Consider the following 23282-nt stretch of genomic DNA (forward strand, 5'->3'; position numbering starts at 1 on the left):
GTCATGATTTTAATCAAGAATACTGCGAAAGAAAGCGGTTTTACGGCATTTACATGATTAGAAAAGTTTCATCTTAGCCGGGTTAGTGTTAAAATGTAGATTGATTTATTGTCAAAATAAATGATTTAAATCCTGTCCCTCGCGTGATGCTGACACCTTGGTTGATGCGGGAAATATTCTTGTAACGGGGTTTGTGATTTTATCAATTACTCAGATGTCCGCTCCGCAATCGATGGGGCGTCACGACCGATTAACGGTTGACTGACGTCAGTGGCGCCAAGCGTGCCACGTCCTGCCAAGAGGTTGACGGAGACTTATTAAACTGTACTGAAGGGAATTCTCACATGGCAAATATTTTGAAACGATGGGTCGAAAGTGATCGACGGACTTTACGACGCCTCAGTAAATTAGCGGATGAAGTCGGTGCTTACGCTGACGAATACGCAAAGCTTTCGGACGAAGATCTGCAAGCAAAAACGCCTGAATTTAAGCAACGCTATCAGGATGGCGAAACTTTGGACGATTTGTTGCCCGAAGCTTTTGCCGCCGTTCGTGAAGGTGCTAAGCGGGTCCTCGGCCTCTATCCATTCCACGTGCAAATTATGGGGGGAATTGTGCTTCATGAAGGTAACATTGCCGAAATGAAGACCGGTGAAGGGAAGACCTTGACCGCCACGATGCCCGTTTACCTGAACGCCTTAGCTGGCGAAGGGGTTCACGTGGTTACGGTTAACGAATACTTATCCGCACGTGATGCCACTGAAATGGGTGAGTTGTACAACTGGATGGGCCTGACCGTTGGGTTAAACTCCGCCGAAAAATCACCAGAAGAAAAGCGTGAAGCCTACAAGGCCGATATCACGTACTCGACCAACGGGGAAATCGGGTTCGATTACCTGCGGGACAACATGGTCGTTTACAAAGAAGATATGGTTCAACGTCCCTTAAACTTCGCGATTGTCGATGAAGTTGACTCCATCTTAATTGATGAAGCGCGGACGCCGCTGATCATTTCTGGTCAGTCTGAAGGAACGAGTGCCCTGTATAAACGGGTGGACCGTTTCGCCAAGACGTTGCACGAAAAAGAAGACTTTAAGATCGACCTGGAATCCAAGACCGTTGCTTTGACGGACGTGGGGATCGAAAAGGCCGAAAAATACTTTAATTTAAAGAACTTGTACGACACGGACAACACCGCCTTAACCCACCATATGGACCAAGCCTTACGGGCGAACTTCATCATGCTACGGGATAAGGACTACGTGGTTCAAGATGGTGAAGTCTTGATCGTTGATTCCTTTACTGGGCGGGTCATGGAAGGCCGGCGCTACTCCGATGGGTTGCACCAAGCCATCGAGGCCAAGGAAGGCGTCGAGATTCAAGAAGAAACTAAGACCATGGCGAACATCACGTATCAGAACTTGTTCCGGATGTACAAGAAGCTTGCCGGGATGACCGGGACGGCCAAGACCGAAGTCGAGGAATTCCGGGAAATCTACAACATGGACGTTATTTCCGTACCAACCAACAAGCCGGTGGTCCGGGTTGACGAACCCGATCTGTTGTACCCAACCCTGGAATCCAAGTTCAATGCCGTTATTAAGGAAATTAAGGTGTTACACGAAAAAGGTCAACCGATGTTAATCGGGACCGTGGCCGTTGAAACGTCCGAATACCTATCACAACGGTTGGATCAGGAAAAGATTCCGCACGTGGTCTTGAACGCCAAGAACCATGCCAAGGAAGCCGACATCATTCAGAATGCCGGCCAACGGGGCGCCGTAACGATTGCGACCAACATGGCCGGGCGGGGGACCGATATTAAATTGGGACCCGGCGTGGTTGAAATTGGTGGTTTAGCGGTTATTGGGACCGAACGACACGAGTCGCGGCGGATTGATAACCAGCTGCGTGGCCGTTCCGGTCGGCAAGGTGACCCTGGTATGACCCAGTTCTACCTGTCTCTGGAAGATGACTTGATGCGCCGGTTCGGTTCCGAACGGGTCAAGAGCTTCCTGGAACGGATGAACGTAGATGGCGAAGACGCCGTTATTCGGAGCCGCATGATCACCAAGCAAGTGGAATCCGCCCAGAAGCGGGTTGAAGGGAACAACTACGATTCCCGGAAGAACGTGCTGCAATACGATGATGTCATGCGTCAACAACGTGACGTCATCTATGGCGAACGGAACCAAGTGATTAACCAGGACAAGTCCCTCAAATGGGTCCTGATGCCAATGATTAAGCGGACGGTCGACCGGGTGGTTAACTTGCACACCCAAGGCGATCAATCCGATTGGGATTTGGATACGTTACTGGACTTCGGGATTTCCGCAATGGTTTCACCGGACAAGATTAGCCTGAACGATTTGAAGGATAAGTCTGCCGACGAAATCAAGGCGTTCTTCATGGGCTTAGCCGAAGATGTCTATCAAGAAAAGCAGAAGCAACTCTACGATCCAGCACAGATGTTGGAATTCGAAAAGGTTGTGCTCTTGCGTTGCGTGGACTCTCACTGGACCGACCACATCGACACCATGGACCAATTGCGTCAATCAATTGGGCTGCGGGGCTACGGTCAGTTGAACCCATTAGTTGAATATCAACAAGAAGGATTCCGGATGTTCGGTGAAATGATCTCTGACATCGACTACGATGCCACCCGTCTATTCATGAAGTCAGAAATTCGACAAAATATTACCCGGTAGTTCGGGAGATGACGAGGCGGGAAGCAATTCCGGCCTCGTTTTATTTAAAGCAACGAACCGACCGCCGCACCTAAGTGGGTGACTGGTCGCCGTGCCTGCGGCTGCCAGGAGTTCCGCCTGCTGTGGGGGACGGTTCCAGCCGAAGAGCGGGCTTCCACCTCGCTCGGAAGCCTTGCCAAACCCGCAAGTCTCCCGAGTCGCCCCATGCTGTAAGCTGGCAAAGGACGCCAGCCAACACCATCGACACGGCTGGCTCCACTCCTGACCTCCTCCGGCACGGCTGGCGAATTTCCGCGCCAATCAGGCGATTCGTCGCTAATTGGCGGTGGTCAGGTGTGATTGGTGTGTTTGGCAGGACGTCGGTTGGACCAATCATCACCGGTGTAGCCGAGAGTGAAGCAACTGATGGGCTCAGCCGTGGGATTCCCTTAGCGGCATGGGTCTTGCCGGTTAGGGAATGGCGTCTTTGAGACGTGATTTCTCGGCTCAAAGCGAGTTGCGAGACCGCCCTTTGGCTCGCAACGTCCGCCCACAGCGTTCCAGCTCATCAGGTGCGAACGGTAGGCGGCCAGGTTGCCGTAAAGTTAGCAACAGATCTAACAAGAAAGTAAAATCTAATCAAAAAAGGAGCCAATCACGATGGAATTAAGCGATGCAAAACGTGACATTGCCACCATGAAAGAACAACTTGCCGGCTTTAGGGGGTCGCTTTGACTTCGATGCCCTCAGTGAGAGTATCAGTGTCAACGAAGGTCAGATGGCCCAGCCGGGATTCTGGGACAATGCCCAATCAGCTCAGAAGCTGATTGACGAAACCAATGAAATGAAGAAAAAAGTTGAGGAGTTCAAGCACCTCAGCGAACAGATCGATGACTTGGAAGTGGCCGTGGCCCTGCTCCAAGAGGAACCCGACCCGGACATGCAGGCCGAGTTCGAGCAGAACTTTAAGGCGGCCCAGGCGGCCCTGCACCAATACAGCCTGAATCAACTGTTGAACCAGAAGTATGACAAGAACAATGCAATTTTGGAAATTCACCCGGGCGCTGGGGGCACGGAATCCCAGGACTGGGGCGAAATGCTGATGCGGATGTACACGCGCTGGGCGGACCAACACGACTTCAAGGTCACCGTGTTGGACTATCAGCCGGGCGAAGTCGCCGGGTTAAGTAGTGCCACGTTACTGATTGCCGGGCACAACGCCTACGGTTATCTGCGTTCCGAGAAGGGCGTGCACCGGTTGGTTCGGATTTCCCCATTTGATTCGGCCGGTCGGCGGCATACCTCGTTTGCCTCGGTCGATGTTCTGCCAGAACTGGACGATACCGTGGATATTGAGATTAATCCGGCCGACTTGAAGGTCGACGTCTACCGGGCTTCCGGTGCCGGTGGGCAACACGTCAACAAGACCTCCTCGGCCGTACGGATCACGCATATTCCAACCGGTATCGTCACGCAGAGTCAGGCACAACGCTCGCAGCTTCAGAACCGGCAAACGGCGCTGGGCATGTTACGGGCCAAGTTGTACGAGCGGGAGGAAGAAAAGAAGGCCAAGGAAAAGGCGGCCATCGAAGGTGAGCAGATGGATATTGGCTGGGGGTCGCAGATTCGCTCCTACGTTTTCCATCCGTACACCATGGTAAAAGACCACCGCACGGACTACGAAACGGGGAACGGCCAGGCCGTCATGGACGGGGACCTCGATCCCTTCATCGATGCGTACCTGCAGTGGCAATTGAGTCAGAAGAATCCGGATTAAGCCGAGGCGGTTCGGCAACACGAGCCGTGACCTCGTGAATCGGTGAGTGTCATTAATCACGAGATAGGCGTTTTTGAAAATCATTGGGCGGGTAACACGAATGTCGTGCGGCCCGCTTTTCTTTCATGCTATACTGGGGTCAGTTATTTTTTTAGAAAGGTGTCGATGACATGCGGATATTTATTGCGTGTGGCAGTTATCTCCTCCAACTGATGGTGTGGGTGGCGGTACTGCGCTTGTGGGTGACGAGTCGCTCACGAATCAAGCACGAACGGCAAAATTTTGGGAGTGCGGTTTACAGTGATCATTTTGAGTTACGCCATTTCTTGACGCAGGGGGTTGTTTTGGGCCTAGCGTTATCGGTGGTCAACATGGTGGTGGGCTTTAGCCTGCCGCTACTGTGGATTGTGATTTATGAAATCTTAGCGGTGATAACGTTGGTGATTCTACCCACGACCGTTTTACCGCTGACGCTACTGGTGGTCAGCACGCTAGCGACCATTTCAGTGAGTGTCTTTGGGGGAACGTACATATCGGATTTACCCAGTCTAGCGCCCACCGGCTTACGCTGGGGCATTAACGCCGTACCGGTGCAGAATTATCTGTGGCTGGTCGCCTTCTTCTTTCTGGTGTTGGGGCACTGGCTGTCACACTACGGTGGGCGGTTCACGGCGCCACGAATCTACGCCAAGCAACGGGGGAAGCGAATTGCCGGTTACCCGTGGCGTGAATTTCTCGTCTTACCCATGGTGACGCTGGTTCCCGGCGATTGGTTCGCCAGTCATTGGGCGTTTTGGCCACTTCTCACGATTCACGGGCAGACCTTTGCGGTATTGGTCGTGCCCCTCTTAGTCGGGCTCCGGTTCACCGTTTTTCGGCAGGTCCCCCGGCAGGTTTATCAAGGGTTGGCGAAAAAGCTAGTTTGGCTGGCCGTCCTAGCGTTACTCTTCTTCGCCTGGGCCATCTATCGGCCCCAAGACGTGCCGGTGACGCTGGTCATTTTATTAGTTGGTTACGCCATCATCCTATGGCGGGCTAAACGCTATGATGCGCAGCAACAATTCTGGTATTCTCAAGTTGATGACGGGGTGCGCGTCCTCGCGATTCGGCCACGGACACCAGCCGTAAAGCTCGACCTAACCGCTGGCGATATTATTTTAGAATGTAACCATCAACCGATCGACAGTGAAACATCCTTTTACGAAGCATTACTCATCAATCCCACGTATTGCCATCTCAAGGTCCGCAACCGAGACGGCGAATTAAAGGTGACGGAGACCGCGATTTATTCCGGGGCGCCGCATGAAATTGGGATTGTTTTATTCAGAGATCAGGAGGGATGACCCATGAGTAGAGTCCTAGTCGTCGATGACGAACCAGCAATCGTGACGTTATTACAGTACAATCTGGAGCAGGCAGACTATCAAGTTGTCACCGCAATTGACGGTGAGCAGGCGTTAAATTTGGCGCTGCACGAGAAGTTTGATGTGATTCTATTGGATTTAATGCTCCCTAAGTTGGACGGTGTTGAGGTGACCAAGCGGTTGCGTCAAGAAAAGATCAGCACCCCCATCATCATGATTACGGCTAAGACTAGTGAGTTCGATACCGTCTTTGGCCTAGAACTCGGCGCGGATGATTACATCACCAAGCCATTCAGTCCCCGCGAAGTGATTGCCCGCATGAAGGCCGTGATGCGGCGTTACCACGAGGACGAGCCGGAAGAAAAGCCGGCCGCGCCCGCCACGAATCTGTTGCAGGTGGCCGATTTAACTATTGACCAGGATAAGTTTCAGGTTAAACGCGGCGATCAGGCGATTGACCTGACGCCCAAGGAATTTGAGCTCCTCTTGTTCTTTGCGAAACGTCCTGGTAAGGTCTGGAGTCGCGAGCAGTTACTCGAGGGCGTCTGGGGCTTCGACTACAGCGGGCAAACGCGGATGGTCGACATTCACGTGTCCCACTTACGCGAAAAAATTGAAATTGATCCGAAGCACCCCAAGCTTCTCAAGACGGTGCGGGGCTTCGGTTATACGTTTGAGGCGCAGTCATGAAACGGCTACTAGTGGTCTGGTTAACCGTGGGGCTCGCCAATACCCTGCTGGTGTGGCTGGTCCGGCCGTCTCACCTAGGCATTGCGCTACTCATCGGTTGGTCGGTAGCCCTGATTGAGACGGCGGGGGTGAGTGCGGGCTTTCGCTGGGGCGACCGGCGCATCGGTATTCTCACCAAGAAGGTCGAGGGCATCCGGCACGAACAGACGCCGGCCCACGTCCTCCTGTCGCCGCACGATCCCTTCTATCAGCTGGCCCTCCAGATTAACTACCTGCAGACGCATCAGCGTAAGGTCCAGCGAAAGATGGCCGGGCAAAATCAGGAGTTCGCCACGTTATTGGATTATCTGCCCATTGGCGTCATGGTGATCGACCGGTATCGTAAGGTCGAGTTGGCCAATCCCGCGATGGAACAGTTCCTGCAGCAGCAGATTTCGCCGCGCCGGCATCCCTTTACGCAAGATGTCCGGCAGTTCGAATTGGCCAGCCTGATTAACACGGCCTTAAGCGAATCGACGACCCAGCACCGGGTTCTAAAGCTCCCCGGCACGCCTAACGAGCGGACGGTAGATGCTCAAGCCATTTATACGGAGACCTCCCAGGATTATTTCCAAGTGTTGGTTCTGCTGTACGACGTGACTGAGGTCTACGCGGTCGAGCAGATGCAGGCGGACTTCGTGTCCAATGCCTCGCACGAGTTGAAGACGCCGGTGACCGCCATCTCGGGCTTCGCCAAGACCTTACTGGCGGGAGCCAAGGACGATCCGGAGAAGCTGACTGAGTTTCTAGAAATCATCGATCAGCAGAGTGAACGGTTGGTTGAGCTGATTAACGATGTCCTGACGATTTCGCACCTAGAAGCGGGCAATGCGGTCGAACTGGCCCAGGTGCCGGTGGGGCGGCAGGTGGATGCCCAAGTTTCCCTGCTGAAACCGTTGGCGGCGGTCAATCACGTGACGCTAATCAATCACGTGCCCGCCGACTTAGTGGTAGCGACCGACCAGCATAAATTCGATCAAATCTTGAAAAATGTCCTCGGCAACGCCATCAAGTACAATCGACCGGACGGGCACGTCACGTTGACGGCGGAAACGACCGATAAGACGTGGTCGCTACGGGTCGCCGATACGGGCGTGGGTATTTCGCCGCAGGACCAGCTCCGCGTCTTCGAGCGCTTCTACCGTGCGGAGGTGTCGCACTCCAATCAGCGGGTTAGCGGAAGTGGTCTGGGGTTGGCCATCGTGCGCGAGTTAGTCCAGTCACTCAACGGCAAGATCGACCTGCAAAGTCAGCTGGACCAGGGCACCACGGTCACGTTGACCTTTCCATTGAATGCGCCTAGTTAAGGCGTTTTTCTTGGTAACTGTTAGCAGGGCTGGCCGCCTTACCGTTCGCCCCAGATGAGCTGGAACTGGTTGCCATATCTGCGGCTGTCAGGAGTTCCGCCCGCCGCACCTAAGTGGGTGACTGGTCGCCTTCCGTTCGCAAAATATGAGCTGGATCGCTGTGGGCAGGACGGCTAAAGCCTGAGGAGCGGTCTTTAGCCTCGCTTGGAACCGCCAAGGACCGGCGTTTCCAAGTCGCCATTATCTAATCGGCTGACGCCGTTCAGATAATCCCACGGCTGAGCTCATATTTTGCTTCACTCTTGGCTACGTTACTGTTTGTCAGCAGCTAGGTCGCTCAGTTCGTTGCGAGCTCAGCCGTGGCTACAGCCGTTCTCTGTCGGAGGAGGCCAGTAATGGAGCCAGCCGTGACAACCCAGTTAGCTGGCGTTTTTAGCCAGGTTACTGGGTGGGACGACTTGGGAGATTTGTGGTCTGGGCAAGGCTTCCAAGCGAGGCGGAAGCCCGCTTCTGGGCTGAAGCCGGTCCCCACAGCAGGCGGAATTGCTGGCAGCCGCAGACAACTGCCAAGACCAATTTAATGGTGGCCTTTGCGAACGGGAGGCGGCCAGGCTCCACTAACTTAAAAGATTATTATCAACCAAAATCACGATCAAGATGGCGGGGCGGTTTCCTTCGAGGAGAGCGTCCCGCCTTTTTCGTTCGCTGGATAGTCAAGCCGATAGCCGACTGATTGGCCGGGGGCCATACCGATTTCGGCAAAAAGTGGTCAATACCGGGTAACATTTACATAACCTTTACAATACACCTACAGGACATTTACATTGGTTCGGTATACTAATTTTTGAAAAGGTCGCGCAGTAGCGTTTGGCCAATAGGAGGTTAACGGTATGTCAAAGAAACGCTGGTGGCAAGGGCTCGGCCTACTACTTGTGGTGGGCTTGGGGCTCTTTGCCTATCAAACGCGTGAGGTCAGTCATGCGGGTGAATCCATCACGGCGGTGGGGTCAACGGCCCTGCAACCCCTGGTGGAGGCAGCCGGTGAACAATATACGGGCGAACACCTAGGCACGTTTGTCAACGTTCAGGGTGGGGGAACCGGGACCGGATTAAGCCAAATTCAAGAGGGGGCCGTCCAGATCGGAAATTCCGATCTCTTTGCCGGCGAGCAGAAGGGGATTCGTTCCCAGGAGCTGGTAGACCATCGGGTAGCCGTGGTCGGGATTACCCCCATCGTGAACAAAAAAGCCGGGGTGGACCATTTGACAACCGCCCAACTCATTCAAGTCTTTACGGGCAAGGTGACCAATTGGCGCGAGGTCGGCGGGAAGAATCTGCCAATCGTGCTGGTGAACCGCGCGCAAGGGAGTGGCACCCGTGCAACGTTTGAACAATTCGGCTTAGCCGGTCACCAGTCCAAGACCGCGCAGGAACAAGATTCTTCCGGCATGGTGCGCCAGATCGTGGCGACGACGCCGGGTGCGATTAGTTACGTGGCTTTCTCATACGCGGACAAGACGGTTCAGGCGATTACCCTCAACGGGGTCGCGCCGACGGAAGCCAACGTCATCACGAACCACTGGAAAATCTGGTCTTATGAACATCTGTACACGAAGGGCCAACCCACGGGCTTAACGAAGAACTTCATTCGTTACATCCAGTCGCCGGCGGTCCAAAAGACGCTGGTTCGGCAGCTCGGGTACCTTTCACCGGATCAGATGCGGGTTAACCGTGACGTGCACGGACAAATTACGAAATTGGAGGGCGCCGAGTGATGAAATCCACAGAACAACTGGAACAACAGCTAAAGCGTCACTCCAAGGCCGCCAAGTTAGAAGTTTGGGGCAAGGTCGTCAGCTTCTCCGCGCTGCTCCTAATCGTGGCGGTGGTGGTGGCGATTATTGGGTTTGTTGCCTCCAAGGGACTCGCGACCTTCTTCAGCAATCATGTCAGTCTCTGGGACTTCCTATCCGGTAAGAGCTGGAATCCGGGCATCACGGACGCTCACGGTAAGCCGGAGGTGGGGGCGTTACCCATGATTGTGGGGTCGTTTCTGATTACGATTCTGTCGGCCCTTGTGGCGACGCCGTTTGCGATTGGGACGGCCGTCTTTATGAATGAAATTTCGCCCAACAAAGGGGCCAAGATTCTCCAGCCCGTCACCGAACTGCTGGTGGGGATTCCCTCCGTGGTGTACGGGTTCATCGGGCTATCCGTGATTGTTCCGGTCACGCGGACCCTCTTCGGCGGCAGTGGGTTCGGGATTCTCTCCGGGACCTGCGTGCTCTTCGTCATGATTCTACCCACGGTGACCTCGATGAGTGTCGATGCACTGCGGGCGGTGCCGCGGTACTACCGCGAAGCATCGCTGGCGCTGGGGGCCACGCAATGGCAGACTATCTATAAGGTCGTCTTGCGGGCCGCAACGCCCGGCATGATGACGGCCGTGGTCTTCGGCATGGCGCGGGCCTTTGGCGAAGCGCTGGCCGTTCAAATGGTCATCGGGAATGCGGCGTTGATGCCCGGTAGTCTGGTTGATCCGGCGTCCACGCTGACCTCCGTGTTAACCACGGGAATTGGTAACACCGTCATGGGGTCGCTACAAAACAATGCACTGTGGTCACTGGCCCTAGTGCTGCTCCTCATGTCCTTAATCTTTAATCTGATCATTCGCCTGATTGGTCGAAAGGGGCGTCTCCAATAGTGATGAATCCAAAAACACAAAATAAAGTGGCAATTGGAACGTTATACGGCGTTGCCGGGTTGGTTGTCTTGATTTTGCTAGCCCTGCTCGGCTATATTCTGGTTAGCGGGCTCCCGCAACTGAGTTGGCACTTCCTGACGGCGCCCGCCAAGGCCTTCCTTAAGGGTGGCGGGGTCGGCATTCAATTATACAATTCCTTTTATCTCTTGATTTTAGCCATGCTGATTTCCTTTCCCATTGCCTTGGGAGCGGCTATTTACCTGTACGAATACGCCAAGGATAACTGGGTAACCACGACCATCCGGACGGCGATTGAAATTCTGAGCTCGCTACCTTCCGTGGTGGTGGGGCTGTTCGGTTTCCTGTTCTTCGTGGTCAAATTGAACCTGGGCTTCTCCATTCTATCGGGGGCCTTCGCGCTGACCTTCTTCAACCTCCCGTTACTAACGCGGAGTATTGAGGATTCGTTGCGAACGATTGATACCACCCAACGCGAAGGAGGCCTGGCACTGGGCCTCTCACGGTGGGAAACGGTGACGCGGGTCATCTTACCGGCCGCGGTACCTAGCATCCTGACCGGGGTGATTCTAAGTGCCGGTCGGGTCTTCGGTGAGGCGGCCGCGCTGATTTACACGGCGGGGCAGAGTGCGCCGGCGCTGGACTTCACCGATTGGAATCCGTTTAACATTTCCAGTCCGCTGAACCCGATGCGACCGGCCGAAACGTTGGCGGTCCACATCTGGAAGATTAACTCCGAGGGGATCATGCCGGATGCCAAGGCCATCTCTTCCGGCTCGTCGGCGGTCCTGGTCTTAGCCATTCTGTTGTTCAACTTTGCCGCGCGTTACCTAGGCAAGCGGCTGTATAAACGCTTAACGTCAGCGTAGAGGAGGTTGGTCCATGTTTTTAAATAACGATGTCACGCAGAACACAGAGATGTTGGAACGGCACGTGGTCCAGCCAGCCGATCCCGAGCACCCCACGATTCTGTCGACCGAGGATTTACACGTTTACTATGGAAAGAAAGAGGCCATCTCGGAGGGGGATCTCCGGTTCGCCAGCAACCAGATTACGGCGCTGATTGGGCCGTCTGGTTCGGGAAAATCCACGTTTCTGCGGTCGTTGAACCGAATGAATGACCGGATCGCAACGGTTACCGGTAAGATCATGTACCGCGGCGTGGACATTAACCAGCCGGCCATCGACGTCTACGAGATGCGGCGCCGGGTGGGGATGGTGTTCCAGCGCCCCAACCCGTTTGCCAAGTCCATCTACGATAACATCGCCTTCGCACTGCGACTACGGGGCGTGACCGATAAGCACGACTTGGATGAAATTGTCGAGACGTCGTTGAAGCAAGCGGCGCTGTGGAATCAGGTCAAAGACGACCTGAACAAGAGCGCGCTGGCACTTTCCGGGGGGCAAGCACAACGGCTGTGCATCGCCAGGGCCATCGCGGTCAAGCCGGACATCCTGCTGTTGGATGAACCGGCGAGTGCGTTGGACCCGGTCTCGACCAGTCAGTTGGAAGATACGTTGTTGGAACTCAAGCAGCATTACAGCATTATTATCGTGACACACAACATGCAACAAGCTGGACGGATCAGTGAATATACGGCATTTTTCAATCAGGGGCGCGTATTGGAGTACGATACGACGAGCCAAATCTTCACGAATCCACAGGTCCAGATTACCAGTGATTATGTTTCGGGGAACTTCGGTTAACGAGGAGGAGAATTGATAATGAGTAAGGATATTTTAACCACGCAGGATCTACATTTGTACTATGGTGATAAGGAAGCATTGATGGGGATTAACCTCAACTTTGCGGCCAAGGGGATTACGGCATTAATCGGACCGTCCGGGTGTGGTAAGTCCACGTATCTGCGGACGCTCAACCGGATGAACGACCTGATTCCCAACGTGACCATCACCGGGACCATTAAGTTTAAGGACCAGGACCTCTATGCGCCGAGTGCCGACACCGTTCAGATTCGTAAGGAAATTGGCATGGTATTTCAACAGCCTAATCCGTTTCCATTTTCCATCTACGACAACGTGATTTACGGCTTGCGGATTGCCGGGGAAAAGGACAAGGAAAAGTTGGATGCCGTGGTTGAAAAATCCTTGCGGCAGGCGGCCGTCTGGGACGAGGTCAAGGATCACTTACACGAGAGCGCTCTGGCCTTGTCCGGTGGGCAACAGCAACGGGTGTGCATCGCCCGGGTGCTGGCCGTTTCACCGGAAATCATTTTGCTAGACGAACCCACGAGTGCCCTGGACCCCGTTTCGAGTAGTCAAATTGAAACAACCCTCTTGAATTTACGTCACGATTATACGATTATTACAGTAACCCACAATCTCCAACAGGCCTCAAGAATTGCGGATCGGACCGCATTCTTCATGAATGGCGAGTTGGTGGAAGTGGACCAAACTAAGAATATTTTCATGAATCCCGCTGAAAAGCAGACGGAAGATTATATTAGCGGACGATTCGGTTAAGGAGGCAAGTTATGCGGAGATTGTTTGATGACGAGTTGGCAGAACTGGACGCAGACTTCACGGAAATGGGCATGCTGGTCAGCGAAGTCGTTCAGCAGGCGGTGGATGCGTTCATGAGTCGCGATGCCGTGGCGGCACAGAAGCTGATCGACCACGACCATGAGATTAATCAACGTGAGATTGCGCTGGAGCAAAAGACGTTTGAGATGATTGCCCTGTACCAGCCCGTGACCACGGACCTACGGGAAATTGTGACCATCTTAAAGGCGGTATCGGAACTGGAACGGGCCGCGGACCACGCCCGTAACGTGGCCCATTCGACCATTAAGTTCGGCAGTAAGCAGAAGATTCCCGGGCTGGAACAGTTGATTGGCGAGATGGGGCAGATTACGACCCGGATGATTCGCGACGTGCTGGCGGCCTACGTGAATAAGGACGACCACGCCGCACGCGAATTGGCGGAAATTGACCGGAAACTCGACCAATTAAACCATCAGATTCGTGCCGATAGTTACCAACAGATGCGGCTGGACCCGACGTTTGAGACGGGCGCCTCGATCTACCTCAACGTGTCGCAGGACCTAAGCCGGATCGGCGATTACGTCACCAACGTTTGCGAATGGATTGTCTACCGGAAGTCCGGCCAGATTGTGGAATTGAACCCGGCTAACTCCGATAGTGCCGATTAGGGAGCGGAACCGGCTGACTTTTGTCCCACGTTTCAGCTATGTAAAGGTGACGCGAACAAGCGTGGGCGGTTTTGGCCCAGGCTCACCAAGAATCATTAATCTAATCTGAAGATTTACCGAAACGGTCACTGGAAACTTGCTTTCAGTGGCCGCTTTCGTTATTCTTGCCATAAAAGGAATTTTAATTTAACACAAAGGAAGTGGCCGCCGATGGCAGCAAAGAAACGTTTCGTTCGTTCTCGCACCAACCGATTAGTGGGCGGTGTCTTGGGCGGAATCGCTGAACATTTTAATTGGAATGCTAATCTCTTACGAATCATCTACGTCTTGATTACGGTCGCCATGCCGTTCGCTCACGGTATCTTGGGCCTGGCCGTCTACGTGATTCTCTATACCTTCATGCCCTTCGAAGACCGGGAGACTGGGAGTGGGCCGAGCCTGCGCGATCTCTTCCGCGGGGCCAGTCCGGCACCCAAGGACAGTGGACGCAAGGTCATCCACGATGTGACGGAACAGGATGTCAAGGATTCCCATAAGGATGGTGAATAAGATGCGCTTTTGGACCCGAATTTTAGTCAACGCCGTAATTTTTCTGGCGTTGGCTGGTTTTTTTCAAAGCTCGTTGGCCGGTAGCCTACAGAATGCCTTCTACGTTTCCGGGATCGGCATCGCGCTGTTGGCTAGTTTTGTCTTGGCCCTGCTTAATGCCGTAGTGAAGCCAATCTTGTTCGTCTTGTCACTACCCATTACCGTTTTGACCCTGGGACTATTCAGCGTGGTGATTAATGCCATCATGCTTGAATTGACCTCATGGTTCGTGGGCAGCAATTTTGCCTTCGCTTCGTTTTGGATCACCATGATGGTGGCCGTGATTATGTCCATCTTTAATGCTATCATCAGTGATCATTTCGCCCGCAATTAACTTACCCGATACGAATGAATTTGGTAGGAGTAACCCCATTAAAGTGCTAAAATTAAAGTAGTTCACTATGCAATAAGGAGGAACTCCTATGCCAGAAAGTGTTACAGTGGCTGATCTGGTGAAAGCCAACCGGTTAGATGTCTATTCCGGTGAGGATCACCTGGATCGCCTGATTACGACGAGTGATATTTCACGTCCCGGTTTGGAATTGACCGGGTACTTTAATTACTATCCAGCAAAACGGATTCAATTATTAGGGATTACGGAAACGTCCTTTGCCAAGGGGATGACCCACGAGAAGATTCTCGACGTCATGCGGAAGATGTGTCAGCCGGAGACGCCGGCCTTTGTCGTCTCAACGCAACTGGACCCGCCGGAGGAACTGAAACAGTCCGCCGAGGAAGCCGAGATTCCGATTCTAGGAACGAAGCTGACGACCTCGCGGGTGCTGAGTAATATGACCAACTTCCTCGAAGGCAAGCTGGCCGAACGGCAATCCGTTCACGGTGTACTGGTCGATATCTACGGGGTCGGGGTCATGATTACCGGGGACTCCGGCGTTGGGAAAAGTGAAACCGCTTTGGAATTAGTCAAACGGGGACACCGGTTGATTGCCGACGACCGCGTCGAGGTTTACCAACAAGACGAGCAAACGTTGGTTGGGGCGGCGCCGGCCATCCTGAGTCACCTGCTGGAAATTCGCGGGATTGGGATTATCGACGTCATGAACCTGTTCGGGGCCGGGGCCGTTCGCTCCGAGACCGATATTGATTTGATCGTGCACCTGCAGGCTTGGAAGGACGACAATCACTTTGATCGCTTGGGCAACAACAGCGAGTCGCAGAAGTTCTTCGACGTGGTCGTGCCCAAGATTACCATTCCGGTTAGAACCGGGCGGAACCTGGCAATTATCGTCGAAGCCGCGGCCATGAACTTCCGGGCCCGTTCCATGGGTTACGATGCTACCAAGGTCTTCGATGAGAACCTGAACCGCTTAATCAAACAAAACTCACAAAATAAATAGGGGAGATGGGCGTTATTTTTTCACCAATTGTGGCGGCGCTTAATCCCATCGCCATTCATCTAGGGCCCATCGCGGTACACTGGTACGGCGTGATCATCGCCTCCGGTGTCGTTCTGGCCGTGATCTTAGCCGTGCGCGAGGGCCGTCGTCGCGGGATTAATCCCGATGACATTTACGATATGATTCTGTGGGCCTTACCGGCGGCGCTGATCGCCGCACGGACCTACTACGTTGTCTTTCAGTGGTCGTACTACGCCAAGCACCCCGGCGAGATTATTGCCATCTGGGACGGGGGGATTGCCATCTACGGCTCGCTGATTGGGGCCGGCCTCGTGGTCTTCTTCTTCTGTCGTTCCCGGTTCATTCCCGTCTGGTTAATGTTAGACGTTGCCGCGCCGACCGTGATTCTAGGACAGGCCATCGGGCGCTGGGGGAACTTCATGAACCAAGAAGCCTTTGGGCGAATTACCAGCCTGGCCTTTCTGCAGGGCTTACATCTGCCGAATTTCATCGTTAATCAGATGTTGATTAACGGTGCTTACCGGCAGCCGACCTTTCTATATGAGTCGACCTGGGATCTACTGGGATTCATCATGCTGATGAGCTTGCGGCACACGCCGGGGCTCTTCAAGCAGGGGGAAGTCTTCCTCAGCTACGTCCTGTGGTATTCGTTCGGCCGCTTCTTTATCGAGGGCATGCGGACGGATAGTTTGATGTTATTCGGTGGCTTGCGCGTGTCGCAGTTGCTTTCAGTCGTGTTATTCGTAGGCGCCTTGATTATCTGGGTTTACCGGCGTCGGCAACAGATTCAGCCGACTGCCTACCTGGATGGCAACCCGTTTCGCGAACAATCAAAACTTTCTAAATAAGGAGAATCCATTACTATGTCAGAGAAAATTGCAGTACTCGGTGCCGGTTCATGGGGGTCAATCTTAGCGAGTGTCTTGGATGAAAACGGGCATGACGTCCGGTTATGGTCGTACAATCCCAAGCAAGTTGAGGAGCTCAACACGAACCACACGAATTCGCACTATATTAAAGACTTTACGTTTTCTCCTTCGTTAGTAGCTTACTCCGACTTGGCGAGTGCCCTAGACGGCGTACAAACGATTCTGTTTGTCGTCCCGACCAAGGCCGTTCGTTCGGTGGCGGGTCAGGTGGCCGCCATTCTCCAGAAGACGGGGAACCGGCCAGCGCTGATTCACGCCAGCAAGGGGATTGAACAGAAGACTTATAAGCGGATTTCGCAGGTCTTGGCCGAAGAGATTCCGGCGGCCAACCGGCAATCCATCACGGTCTTGTCCGGTCCGAGTCACGCCGAGGACGTTGCCCGGCATGACCTGACGTTGGTCACGGCGGCCAGTGAAAGTTTGGATGCGGCTAAACACACGCAAAAGTTGTTTATGACCAATTACTTCCGGGTTTACACTAACCCCGACGTGATTGGCGTTGAAATCGGGGCAGCCTTGAAGAACATCATCGCTTTAGGGGCCGGTGCGTTACACGGCTTAGGGTATGGCGATAATGCCAAGGCCGCGTTGATGACACGGGGCCTGGCCGAAATCTCTCGGCTGGGGACCTCGTTTGGTGCCGATCCGATGACCTTTATCGGGTTGTCCGGTGTCGGTGATATTATTGTTACGGCCACGAGTTCCAATTCACGGAATTGGCGGGCCGGTGACGAGTTAGGCCGTGGTGAAGCCCTCGACGACGTAATCAACCATATGGGGATGGTGATTGAAGGGGTCGCTACCACGAAGGCCGCTTATGAATTGTCCAAGCAACGCGGGGTTTCGATGCCGATTACCGAGGCGATCTACCAAGTGTTGTACGAAGGAAAAGACATTCGCACGGCCATTTCAGAATTAATGCAACGTGAAGGACGCTCAGAATTTTAGTTTAGTTGGGGATACACAGGAGGATATGAATTATGAGAAAAGTTAGAAAAGCCGTCATTCCAGCCGCAGGTCTTGGGACCCGTTTCTTACCTGCCACCAAAGCTTTAGCCAAGGAAATGCTGCCCATCGTGGACAAGCCAACCATCCAATTCATCGTCGAAGAGGCCCGCAAGTCCGGGATCGAAGACATTGTGATTGTCGATGGGAAGTCCAAGCGGTCAATCGAAGACCACTTTGATTCCAACCCCGAGTTGGAAGCTAACCTGCGGGCCAAGCACAAGGATGAAATGTTGCGGCAGGTCCAGGAAACGACTGGCATGAATCTTTACTTCATTCGCCAGCCGTACCCGCGTGGCTTGGGTGACGCTGTTCTAACCGCTAAGGCCTTTATCGGGGACGAACCGTTCGTCGTGATGTTAGGGGACGACATGACCGATAGCAAGGTGCCATTGACCAAGCAATTGATCGACCGGTACAACCAGACGGGGGCTTCCACGCTGGCCGTCATGCGGGTACCGCACAAGGATACCGCTAAGTATGGGGTTATCAATCCTTCCGAGGAAACGGCACCGGGTCTCTACAACGTGACGAACTTCGTGGAAAAGCCACAACCGGACGAGGCACCGAGTGATTTGGCCATTATTGGCCGGTACCTCTTCACGCCGGAAATCTTCGAATCATTGGAAAACACGCCGGTTGGTTTGGGTAACGAACTTCAATTGACGGACGCCATCGACAACCTCAATAAGACGCAACGGGTCTTTGCCCACGAATACAAGGGCAAGCGTTACGATGTCGGCAACAAGTTCGGCTGGATCCAAACCAACATCGAATACGGCCTGCAACACCCAGAAACCAAGGACGCTTTGCGGACGTACATTAAAGAAATGGGGGCTAAGCTGAGCGCCGAGGATGAAAAGACCCCCAAGTCAAAATAGGTGACAAACTTCCTTTTTGATAGTAAAGTACACTAAAGGCGAAGAGCAGAAGGGAGCGTTAAGAATTTGAAAAACTATGATGTCATTGTAATTGGTGCGGGACCCGGCGGCATGACCGGTGCGCTGTACGCTTCTCGGGCGAACCTTTCCGTTTTGATGTTGGACCGCGGGATTTACGGTGGTCAGATGAACAACACGGCGGCAATCGAAAACTATCCGGGGTTCAAGTCGGTTCTCGGACCAGACTTGGCCAAGGACATGTACGAGGGGTCAACCCAATTTGGCGCGGAATTCGCATACGGCAACGTGGAAAGCATTGAAGACCACGGCGACCACAAGGTGGTTAAGACCGATGATGGGGATTACAGTGCCGGTGCCGTTCTGATTGCCTCTGGTTCCGAATACAAGAAGCTGGGCGTGCCTGGCGAAAATGAATTTGGTGGCCGAGGGGTGTCCTACTGCGCGGTCTGCGACGGGGCGTTCTTTAAGAATCGCGAAGTCGTTGTCGTGGGTGGTGGCGATTCCGCTGTTGAGGAAAGCCTCTACCTGGCAGGGATTACGTCCAAGGTGACGGTCGTGGTTCGGCGTGACCAACTGCGGGCCCAAAAGATTTTGCAAGACCGGGCCTTTGCTAACGATAAGATTGAATTTGTTTGGAACACCAACGTCACCGAAATCGTGGGTGACGCGATGAAAGTGACAGGCGTCAAGACGAAGAACAACCAGACCGGTGAAACCGGTGAACTGGCGGTCAGTGGGGTCTTCATTTACGTGGGGAATCTCCCAATGACCGAAGCCTTCACGAGCCTGGGTATCACGGACGACAAGGGTTGGATCAAGACCGATGACCGGATGGCCACGGCGGTTCCTGGTATCTTTGCTATCGGTGATGTTCGGCAAAAGACCTTGCGGCAGATTACGACGGCCGTAGGGGATGGCGGCATTGCTGGCCAAGAAGCCTTCAGTTATCTGGAAGCCTTAAAGTCCAAGGCGGCTTCCGCCAAATAATGAATAAATGAGCGGAGACAACCTCACAGGGGTGGTTTCCGCTTTTTGTGAAGGCGCAATTCTCTCTGGCGGAGTGAGCGTGGGACAGAAAGTGACGAGTCAGGGCTATTTAAAATAAACGTGAAAGGGTCTGGGGATGTTTGATTCCAGGCCCGCCGTACATAACGAATGGTTGGGGCAACTGAGGTCGCTGCCTTGCCATTCGCGGCATCTAGACTCGAGCCAAAGGGGCAGTGAAACGCGCAGACCGCGTTTCCAAGTCGCCATTTCCTAACCGGCGTAGGCGTCTAGCCACAACTAAAAATTAAGATGATAGAGGAGTGTTCTATTATGGGGATGAATCAATTTTTACAGAGTCTCAGTGATTTGGAAACAATCGACCGGGCACCGGGGTATTTCAAGTTTGAGCAACACTCCGTGGCTGCCCATTCCTTTAAGGTGGCCGAAGTTGCCCAATTCCTAGGGGACGTGGAGGAGAATGCGGGCCATCAGGTCAACTGGCGCCTGCTTTACGAGAAATCCCTGAACCACGACTACACGGAGCGGTTCATTGGGGATATTAAGACGCCCGTCAAGTACGCCACTCCGCAGTTGCGCCAGATGCTGGCCGACGTGGAGTCCTCGCTGACGGCCAACTTCATTAAGAATGAAATTCCGACCCAATTTCAGGCCGCCTACACCCGTCGACTGGGTGAGGGCAAGGACGATACCCTCGAGGGGCAGATCCTGTCCGTGGCCGATAAGGTTGACCTGCTGTACGAATCCTTTGGTGAGATTCAAAAGGGCAATCCGGATCCGGTTTTCACCGAGATTTATCGGGAGAGTCTAACCACGATTTTGAAATTCAAGCAGATGCCGTGCGTGCAATACTTCCTGGCGGAGGTCTTACCGGAAATGTTGGCCGCCGACTTTAGCGACCGACAGAAGCTCGCGACACTGACGGATAATTTGTTGAAACAGGGAGATAACGCATGAAATTAGCTGAGGTTTGGAACCAAATGTTGACGGGCGCCACGGTACGACCACTGACGCACGCCGATGATGATTTAATTTATGATTTTCAGGCGGCACATCCCGCCTACTTTAATTATTTTCAGGATCACCCGGTAACGCGTAACGAAGCGATTCAAGACGTCACGGATGTTCCGATGAACGCGATGCCCGACCAGAAGGCCTACCTGGGTATTTTTCAGGGGGATCAGTTGGTGGTCTTAGTCGATTTGATTATTGACTATCCCTTACCCAGCCTCGTTTGGTTGGGCATGTGGATGACCGACCGGCAGTTAACGACCGAGCAAGCCGCCGATTATTACCACAGTTTAGTCGCCACCTTGCGGGCAGCCGGCGCGGTTCAACTCCAGCTCAGCGTCTTCATGGGCGACCGGGAAACGAAGCAGTTCTGGGAAGACCAACAATTACAGGCTATTCAAACAACCACGGTCGTTCGCGGTGAACGGACGGCCAACGTCACCATCTATCAGGATAAGTTTTGAGCATAGGACCTGAGACTGGCGAAAGTATGTTCGGTATGGTAAAATATTTGGGCACGATGGGAAGCGGATTGTTTCCCATTTTTTCTAGTGAGATAAGAAGTTTTAAGCGTGCTGGCAGACGGGAATGCTCGTCTAAATCGTGAATGACTGAGATTGACCGTCAGGCACGTCTGCATGACGGTTTTTCGTAGAATTTGGTAGGGAGGTTATGCCATGATAGATCGACAATCGGACCGGAAGTTCGACTTGGTTTCCAATTATCAACCCACGGGTGATCAGCCAGAGGCGATTGCCCAACTTACAAAGGGGCTGAATGAACACGAGAAGGCACAGATTCTGCTGGGGGCCACCGGGACTGGGAAGACCTTCACGATTTCTAATGTAATTAAGAACGTGAACAAGCCCACGCTGGTGTTGTCCCACAATAAGACGTTGGCCGGCCAGCTCTATGGTGAGTTTAAGGAGTTTTTCCCCAACAATGCGGTTGAGTACTTCGTGAGTTACTACGATTATTACCAACCTGAAGCCTACGTGCCGTCCAGTGATACCTACATTGAAAAGGATTCTTCCATTAATGATGAAATCGATAAGCTCCGGCACTCGGCGACCAGCTCGCTACTGGAACGTAACGATGTGATCGTGGTGGCCTCCGTGTCCTCCATCTTCGGGTTAGGGGACCCTACCGAATACAAGAATCACGTGGTTTCCTTGCGGGTTGGCCAGGAGATTGAACGCGACGATCTGTTGCGTAAACTGGTGAATATTCAATTTGAACGCAACGACTACGACTTCCAGCGGGGTCGGTTCCGGGTTCATGGTGACGTGGTGGAAATCTTCCCGGCGTCGCGTGACGATCGGGCCCTACGGATTGAATTCTTTGGCGATGAGATTGACCGGATTCGCGAGGTAGACTCCTTAACCGGCGAGATTGTCGGCGATCGCGAGCACGTGGCAATTTTCCCGGCCACCCACTTTATGACCAACGATGACATCATGGCGAAGGCCACGGCGGGCATCGAAGGTGAAATGAAGGATCGAGTCGCCGAACTCGAGGGTCAGAGCAAGTTGCTCGAGGCCCAGCGACTCAAGCAACGGACCACCTATGACCTGGAAATGATGCGTGAAATGGGCTATACGAGTGGGATTGAAAACTACTCGCGGTGGATGGATGGTCGCAAGGCCGGGGAACCACCGTACACCTTGCTCGACTTCTTCCCCAAGGACTTCCTGTTGGTCGTGGATGAATCCCACGTCACCATGCCGCAAGTTCGCGGGATGTACAACGGGGACCAGGCCCGGAAGCAACAGCTGGTCGACTACGGTTTCCGGTTGCCGAGTGCGCTGGATAACCGGCCGTTGAAGTTGTCCGAATTTGAACAACACGTCAACCAGGTTATTTACATGTCGGCTACCCCAGGTCCGTACGAACATGAGCAGACGGATCACGTGGTTCAACAGATTATTCGGCCAACTGGGTTGCTCGACCCGACGATTGAGGTCCGGCCAATCATGGGCCAGATGGACGATCTGGTGGGTGAGATTAACCAACGCGTCGAAGCCAACGAGCGGACGTTTGTGACCACGTTAACCAAGAAGATGGCCGAAGACTTGACCGACTATCTGAAAGATTTGGGTATCAAGGTGGCCTACCTGCACTCCGATATCAAGACGTTGGAGCGGACGCAGATCATGCGTGACCTGCGTTTGGGTAAATACGACGTGCTGGTCGGCATTAACCTGCTGCGTGAAGGGATTGATATCCCCGAAGTCTCGCTCGTCGCGATTCTGGATGCCGATAAGGAAGGGTTCTTGCGTAACGAACGGTCGCTGATTCAGACGATTGGTCGGGCGGCGCGGAACTCCCATGGGGCCGTCATCATGTATGCCGATTCCGTGACGGAGTCCATGCAGGCCGCGATCGATGAGACGGCACGTCGGCGGAAGGTCCAGATGGCTTACAATAAGCAGCATGGCATCACGCCGAAGACCATCATTAAGCCAATTCGGGACCTGATTGCGGTAACGAAGAAGAACGATCACGAGGGCGAAAAGGATGATTTCGTTTCGACTGACTTTGAAGACATGTCCAAGGATGACCAACGTAAATTGATTGCGCGGTTGGAAGACGAGATGCGTGCGGCCGCTAAGAAGCTGGACTTCGAACAAGCGGCGTCGCTTCGGGATACCGTCATGGATATGAAGACCGAGATCGGCGATTAGGTCGAGTAAGGAGAAGATGA

21 protein-coding genes are annotated in these 23282 nt (G+C 53.5%); all 21 read left to right on the forward strand.

Translation table 11 applies throughout. The features are described 5' to 3' along the window. Positions 1 to 344: 344 nt before the first annotated feature. The 21 genes from secA to uvrB all read left to right on the forward strand — a co-directional run bounded on the left by secA (position 345) and on the right by uvrB (position 23262). On the forward strand, positions 345 to 2708 hold the full coding sequence (gene secA / locus V8I28_RS07455; RefSeq protein WP_341779495.1) for a preprotein translocase subunit SecA: 2364 nt from the start codon (positions 345 to 347) through the stop codon (positions 2706 to 2708). A 639-nt stretch (positions 2709 to 3347) separates the two neighbouring features. Next, a protein-coding gene (gene prfB, locus V8I28_RS07460) for a peptide chain release factor 2 (protein WP_341779496.1) occupies positions 3348 to 4464 on the forward strand; the annotation gives its coding sequence in 2 pieces (ribosomal slippage) (positions 3348 to 3419 and positions 3421 to 4464; 1116 coding nt in all). A gap of 170 nt (positions 4465 to 4634) precedes the next feature. Beyond that, the gene (locus tag V8I28_RS07465; RefSeq protein WP_341779497.1) at positions 4635 to 5807 is read left to right on the forward strand and encodes a PDZ domain-containing protein; all 1173 of its coding nucleotides are present in this window, start codon (positions 4635 to 4637) and stop codon (positions 5805 to 5807) included. 3 nt (positions 5808 to 5810) lie between these two features. After that, positions 5811 to 6518, forward strand: coding sequence for a response regulator transcription factor (locus tag V8I28_RS07470; RefSeq protein ID WP_341779498.1), 708 nt, complete (start codon positions 5811 to 5813; stop codon positions 6516 to 6518). Beyond that, positions 6515 to 7864, forward strand: coding sequence for a sensor histidine kinase (locus V8I28_RS07475; RefSeq protein WP_341779499.1), 1350 nt, complete (start codon positions 6515 to 6517; stop codon positions 7862 to 7864). The genes V8I28_RS07470 and V8I28_RS07475 overlap by 4 nt, the downstream gene beginning before the upstream one ends. 890 nt (positions 7865 to 8754) lie before the next feature. Beyond that, positions 8755 to 9639, forward strand: a complete 885-nt coding sequence (locus tag V8I28_RS07480) for a phosphate ABC transporter substrate-binding protein (RefSeq protein ID WP_341779500.1) — start codon at positions 8755 to 8757, stop codon at positions 9637 to 9639. Next, positions 9639 to 10568: a phosphate ABC transporter permease subunit PstC gene (gene pstC, locus V8I28_RS07485; protein ID WP_341779501.1), complete on the forward strand. Its 930-nt coding sequence runs from the start codon at positions 9639 to 9641 to the stop codon at positions 10566 to 10568. Before V8I28_RS07480 ends, pstC begins: the two co-directional genes overlap by 1 nt. 2 nt (positions 10569 to 10570) lie before the next feature. Next, the gene (gene pstA, locus V8I28_RS07490) at positions 10571 to 11455 is read left to right on the forward strand and encodes a phosphate ABC transporter permease PstA (RefSeq protein WP_341779502.1); all 885 of its coding nucleotides are present in this window, start codon (positions 10571 to 10573) and stop codon (positions 11453 to 11455) included. 49 nt (positions 11456 to 11504) lie between these two features. Further along, a complete protein-coding gene (gene pstB, locus V8I28_RS07495; RefSeq protein ID WP_341779706.1) occupies positions 11505 to 12293 on the forward strand; it encodes a phosphate ABC transporter ATP-binding protein PstB in 789 nt (262 codons plus the stop codon). 18 nt (positions 12294 to 12311) lie between these two features. Next, a complete protein-coding gene (pstB, locus tag V8I28_RS07500; RefSeq protein ID WP_341779503.1) occupies positions 12312 to 13070 on the forward strand; it encodes a phosphate ABC transporter ATP-binding protein PstB in 759 nt (252 codons plus the stop codon). Positions 13071 to 13081: 11 nt separating this feature from the next. Next, on the forward strand, positions 13082 to 13759 hold the full coding sequence (gene phoU / locus V8I28_RS07505) for a phosphate signaling complex protein PhoU (RefSeq protein WP_341779504.1): 678 nt from the start codon (positions 13082 to 13084) through the stop codon (positions 13757 to 13759). Between the two features lie 210 nt (positions 13760 to 13969). Further along, entirely contained in the window at positions 13970 to 14308 is a 339-nt protein-coding gene (locus V8I28_RS07510) for a PspC domain-containing protein (protein WP_341779505.1), read from the forward strand. Between the two features lies 1 nt (position 14309). After that, complete coding sequence (locus V8I28_RS07515; protein ID WP_341779506.1) at positions 14310 to 14681, forward strand: phage holin family protein; 372 nt, start codon at positions 14310 to 14312, stop codon at positions 14679 to 14681. A gap of 88 nt (positions 14682 to 14769) precedes the next feature. Continuing rightward, on the forward strand, positions 14770 to 15705 hold the full coding sequence (gene hprK, locus V8I28_RS07520) for an HPr(Ser) kinase/phosphatase (protein WP_341779507.1): 936 nt from the start codon (positions 14770 to 14772) through the stop codon (positions 15703 to 15705). A 5-nt stretch (positions 15706 to 15710) separates the two neighbouring features. After that, positions 15711 to 16574, forward strand: a complete 864-nt coding sequence (lgt, locus tag V8I28_RS07525) for a prolipoprotein diacylglyceryl transferase (protein WP_341779508.1) — start codon at positions 15711 to 15713, stop codon at positions 16572 to 16574. Between the two features lie 15 nt (positions 16575 to 16589). Next, positions 16590 to 17603, forward strand: a complete 1014-nt coding sequence (locus V8I28_RS07530; protein WP_341779509.1) for an NAD(P)H-dependent glycerol-3-phosphate dehydrogenase — start codon at positions 16590 to 16592, stop codon at positions 17601 to 17603. Between the two features lie 32 nt (positions 17604 to 17635). Next, positions 17636 to 18541: a UTP--glucose-1-phosphate uridylyltransferase GalU gene (gene galU, locus V8I28_RS07535; RefSeq protein WP_341779510.1), complete on the forward strand. Its 906-nt coding sequence runs from the start codon at positions 17636 to 17638 to the stop codon at positions 18539 to 18541. A gap of 66 nt (positions 18542 to 18607) precedes the next feature. Then, positions 18608 to 19549 (forward strand): thioredoxin-disulfide reductase, encoded by a 942-nt coding sequence (gene trxB, locus V8I28_RS07540; RefSeq protein ID WP_341779511.1) that lies wholly within the window; start codon positions 18608 to 18610, stop codon positions 19547 to 19549. A 330-nt stretch (positions 19550 to 19879) separates the two neighbouring features. Further along, complete coding sequence (locus tag V8I28_RS07545; RefSeq protein WP_341779512.1) at positions 19880 to 20524, forward strand: YfbR-like 5'-deoxynucleotidase; 645 nt, start codon at positions 19880 to 19882, stop codon at positions 20522 to 20524. Next, positions 20521 to 21042, forward strand: coding sequence for an acetyltransferase (locus V8I28_RS07550; RefSeq protein WP_341779513.1), 522 nt, complete (start codon positions 20521 to 20523; stop codon positions 21040 to 21042). Before V8I28_RS07545 ends, V8I28_RS07550 begins: the two co-directional genes overlap by 4 nt. Positions 21043 to 21255: 213 nt before the next feature. Next, positions 21256 to 23262 carry an excinuclease ABC subunit UvrB gene (gene uvrB / locus V8I28_RS07555; protein WP_341779514.1) on the forward strand — a complete coding sequence of 669 codons (2007 nt, stop codon included), beginning with the start codon at positions 21256 to 21258 and terminating at the stop codon, positions 23260 to 23262. The last annotated feature ends 20 nt before the right edge of the window (positions 23263 to 23282 follow it).

This window comes from Levilactobacillus sp. HBUAS70063, assembly GCF_038374745.1.
Lineage (GTDB): Bacteria > Bacillota > Bacilli > Lactobacillales > Lactobacillaceae > Levilactobacillus.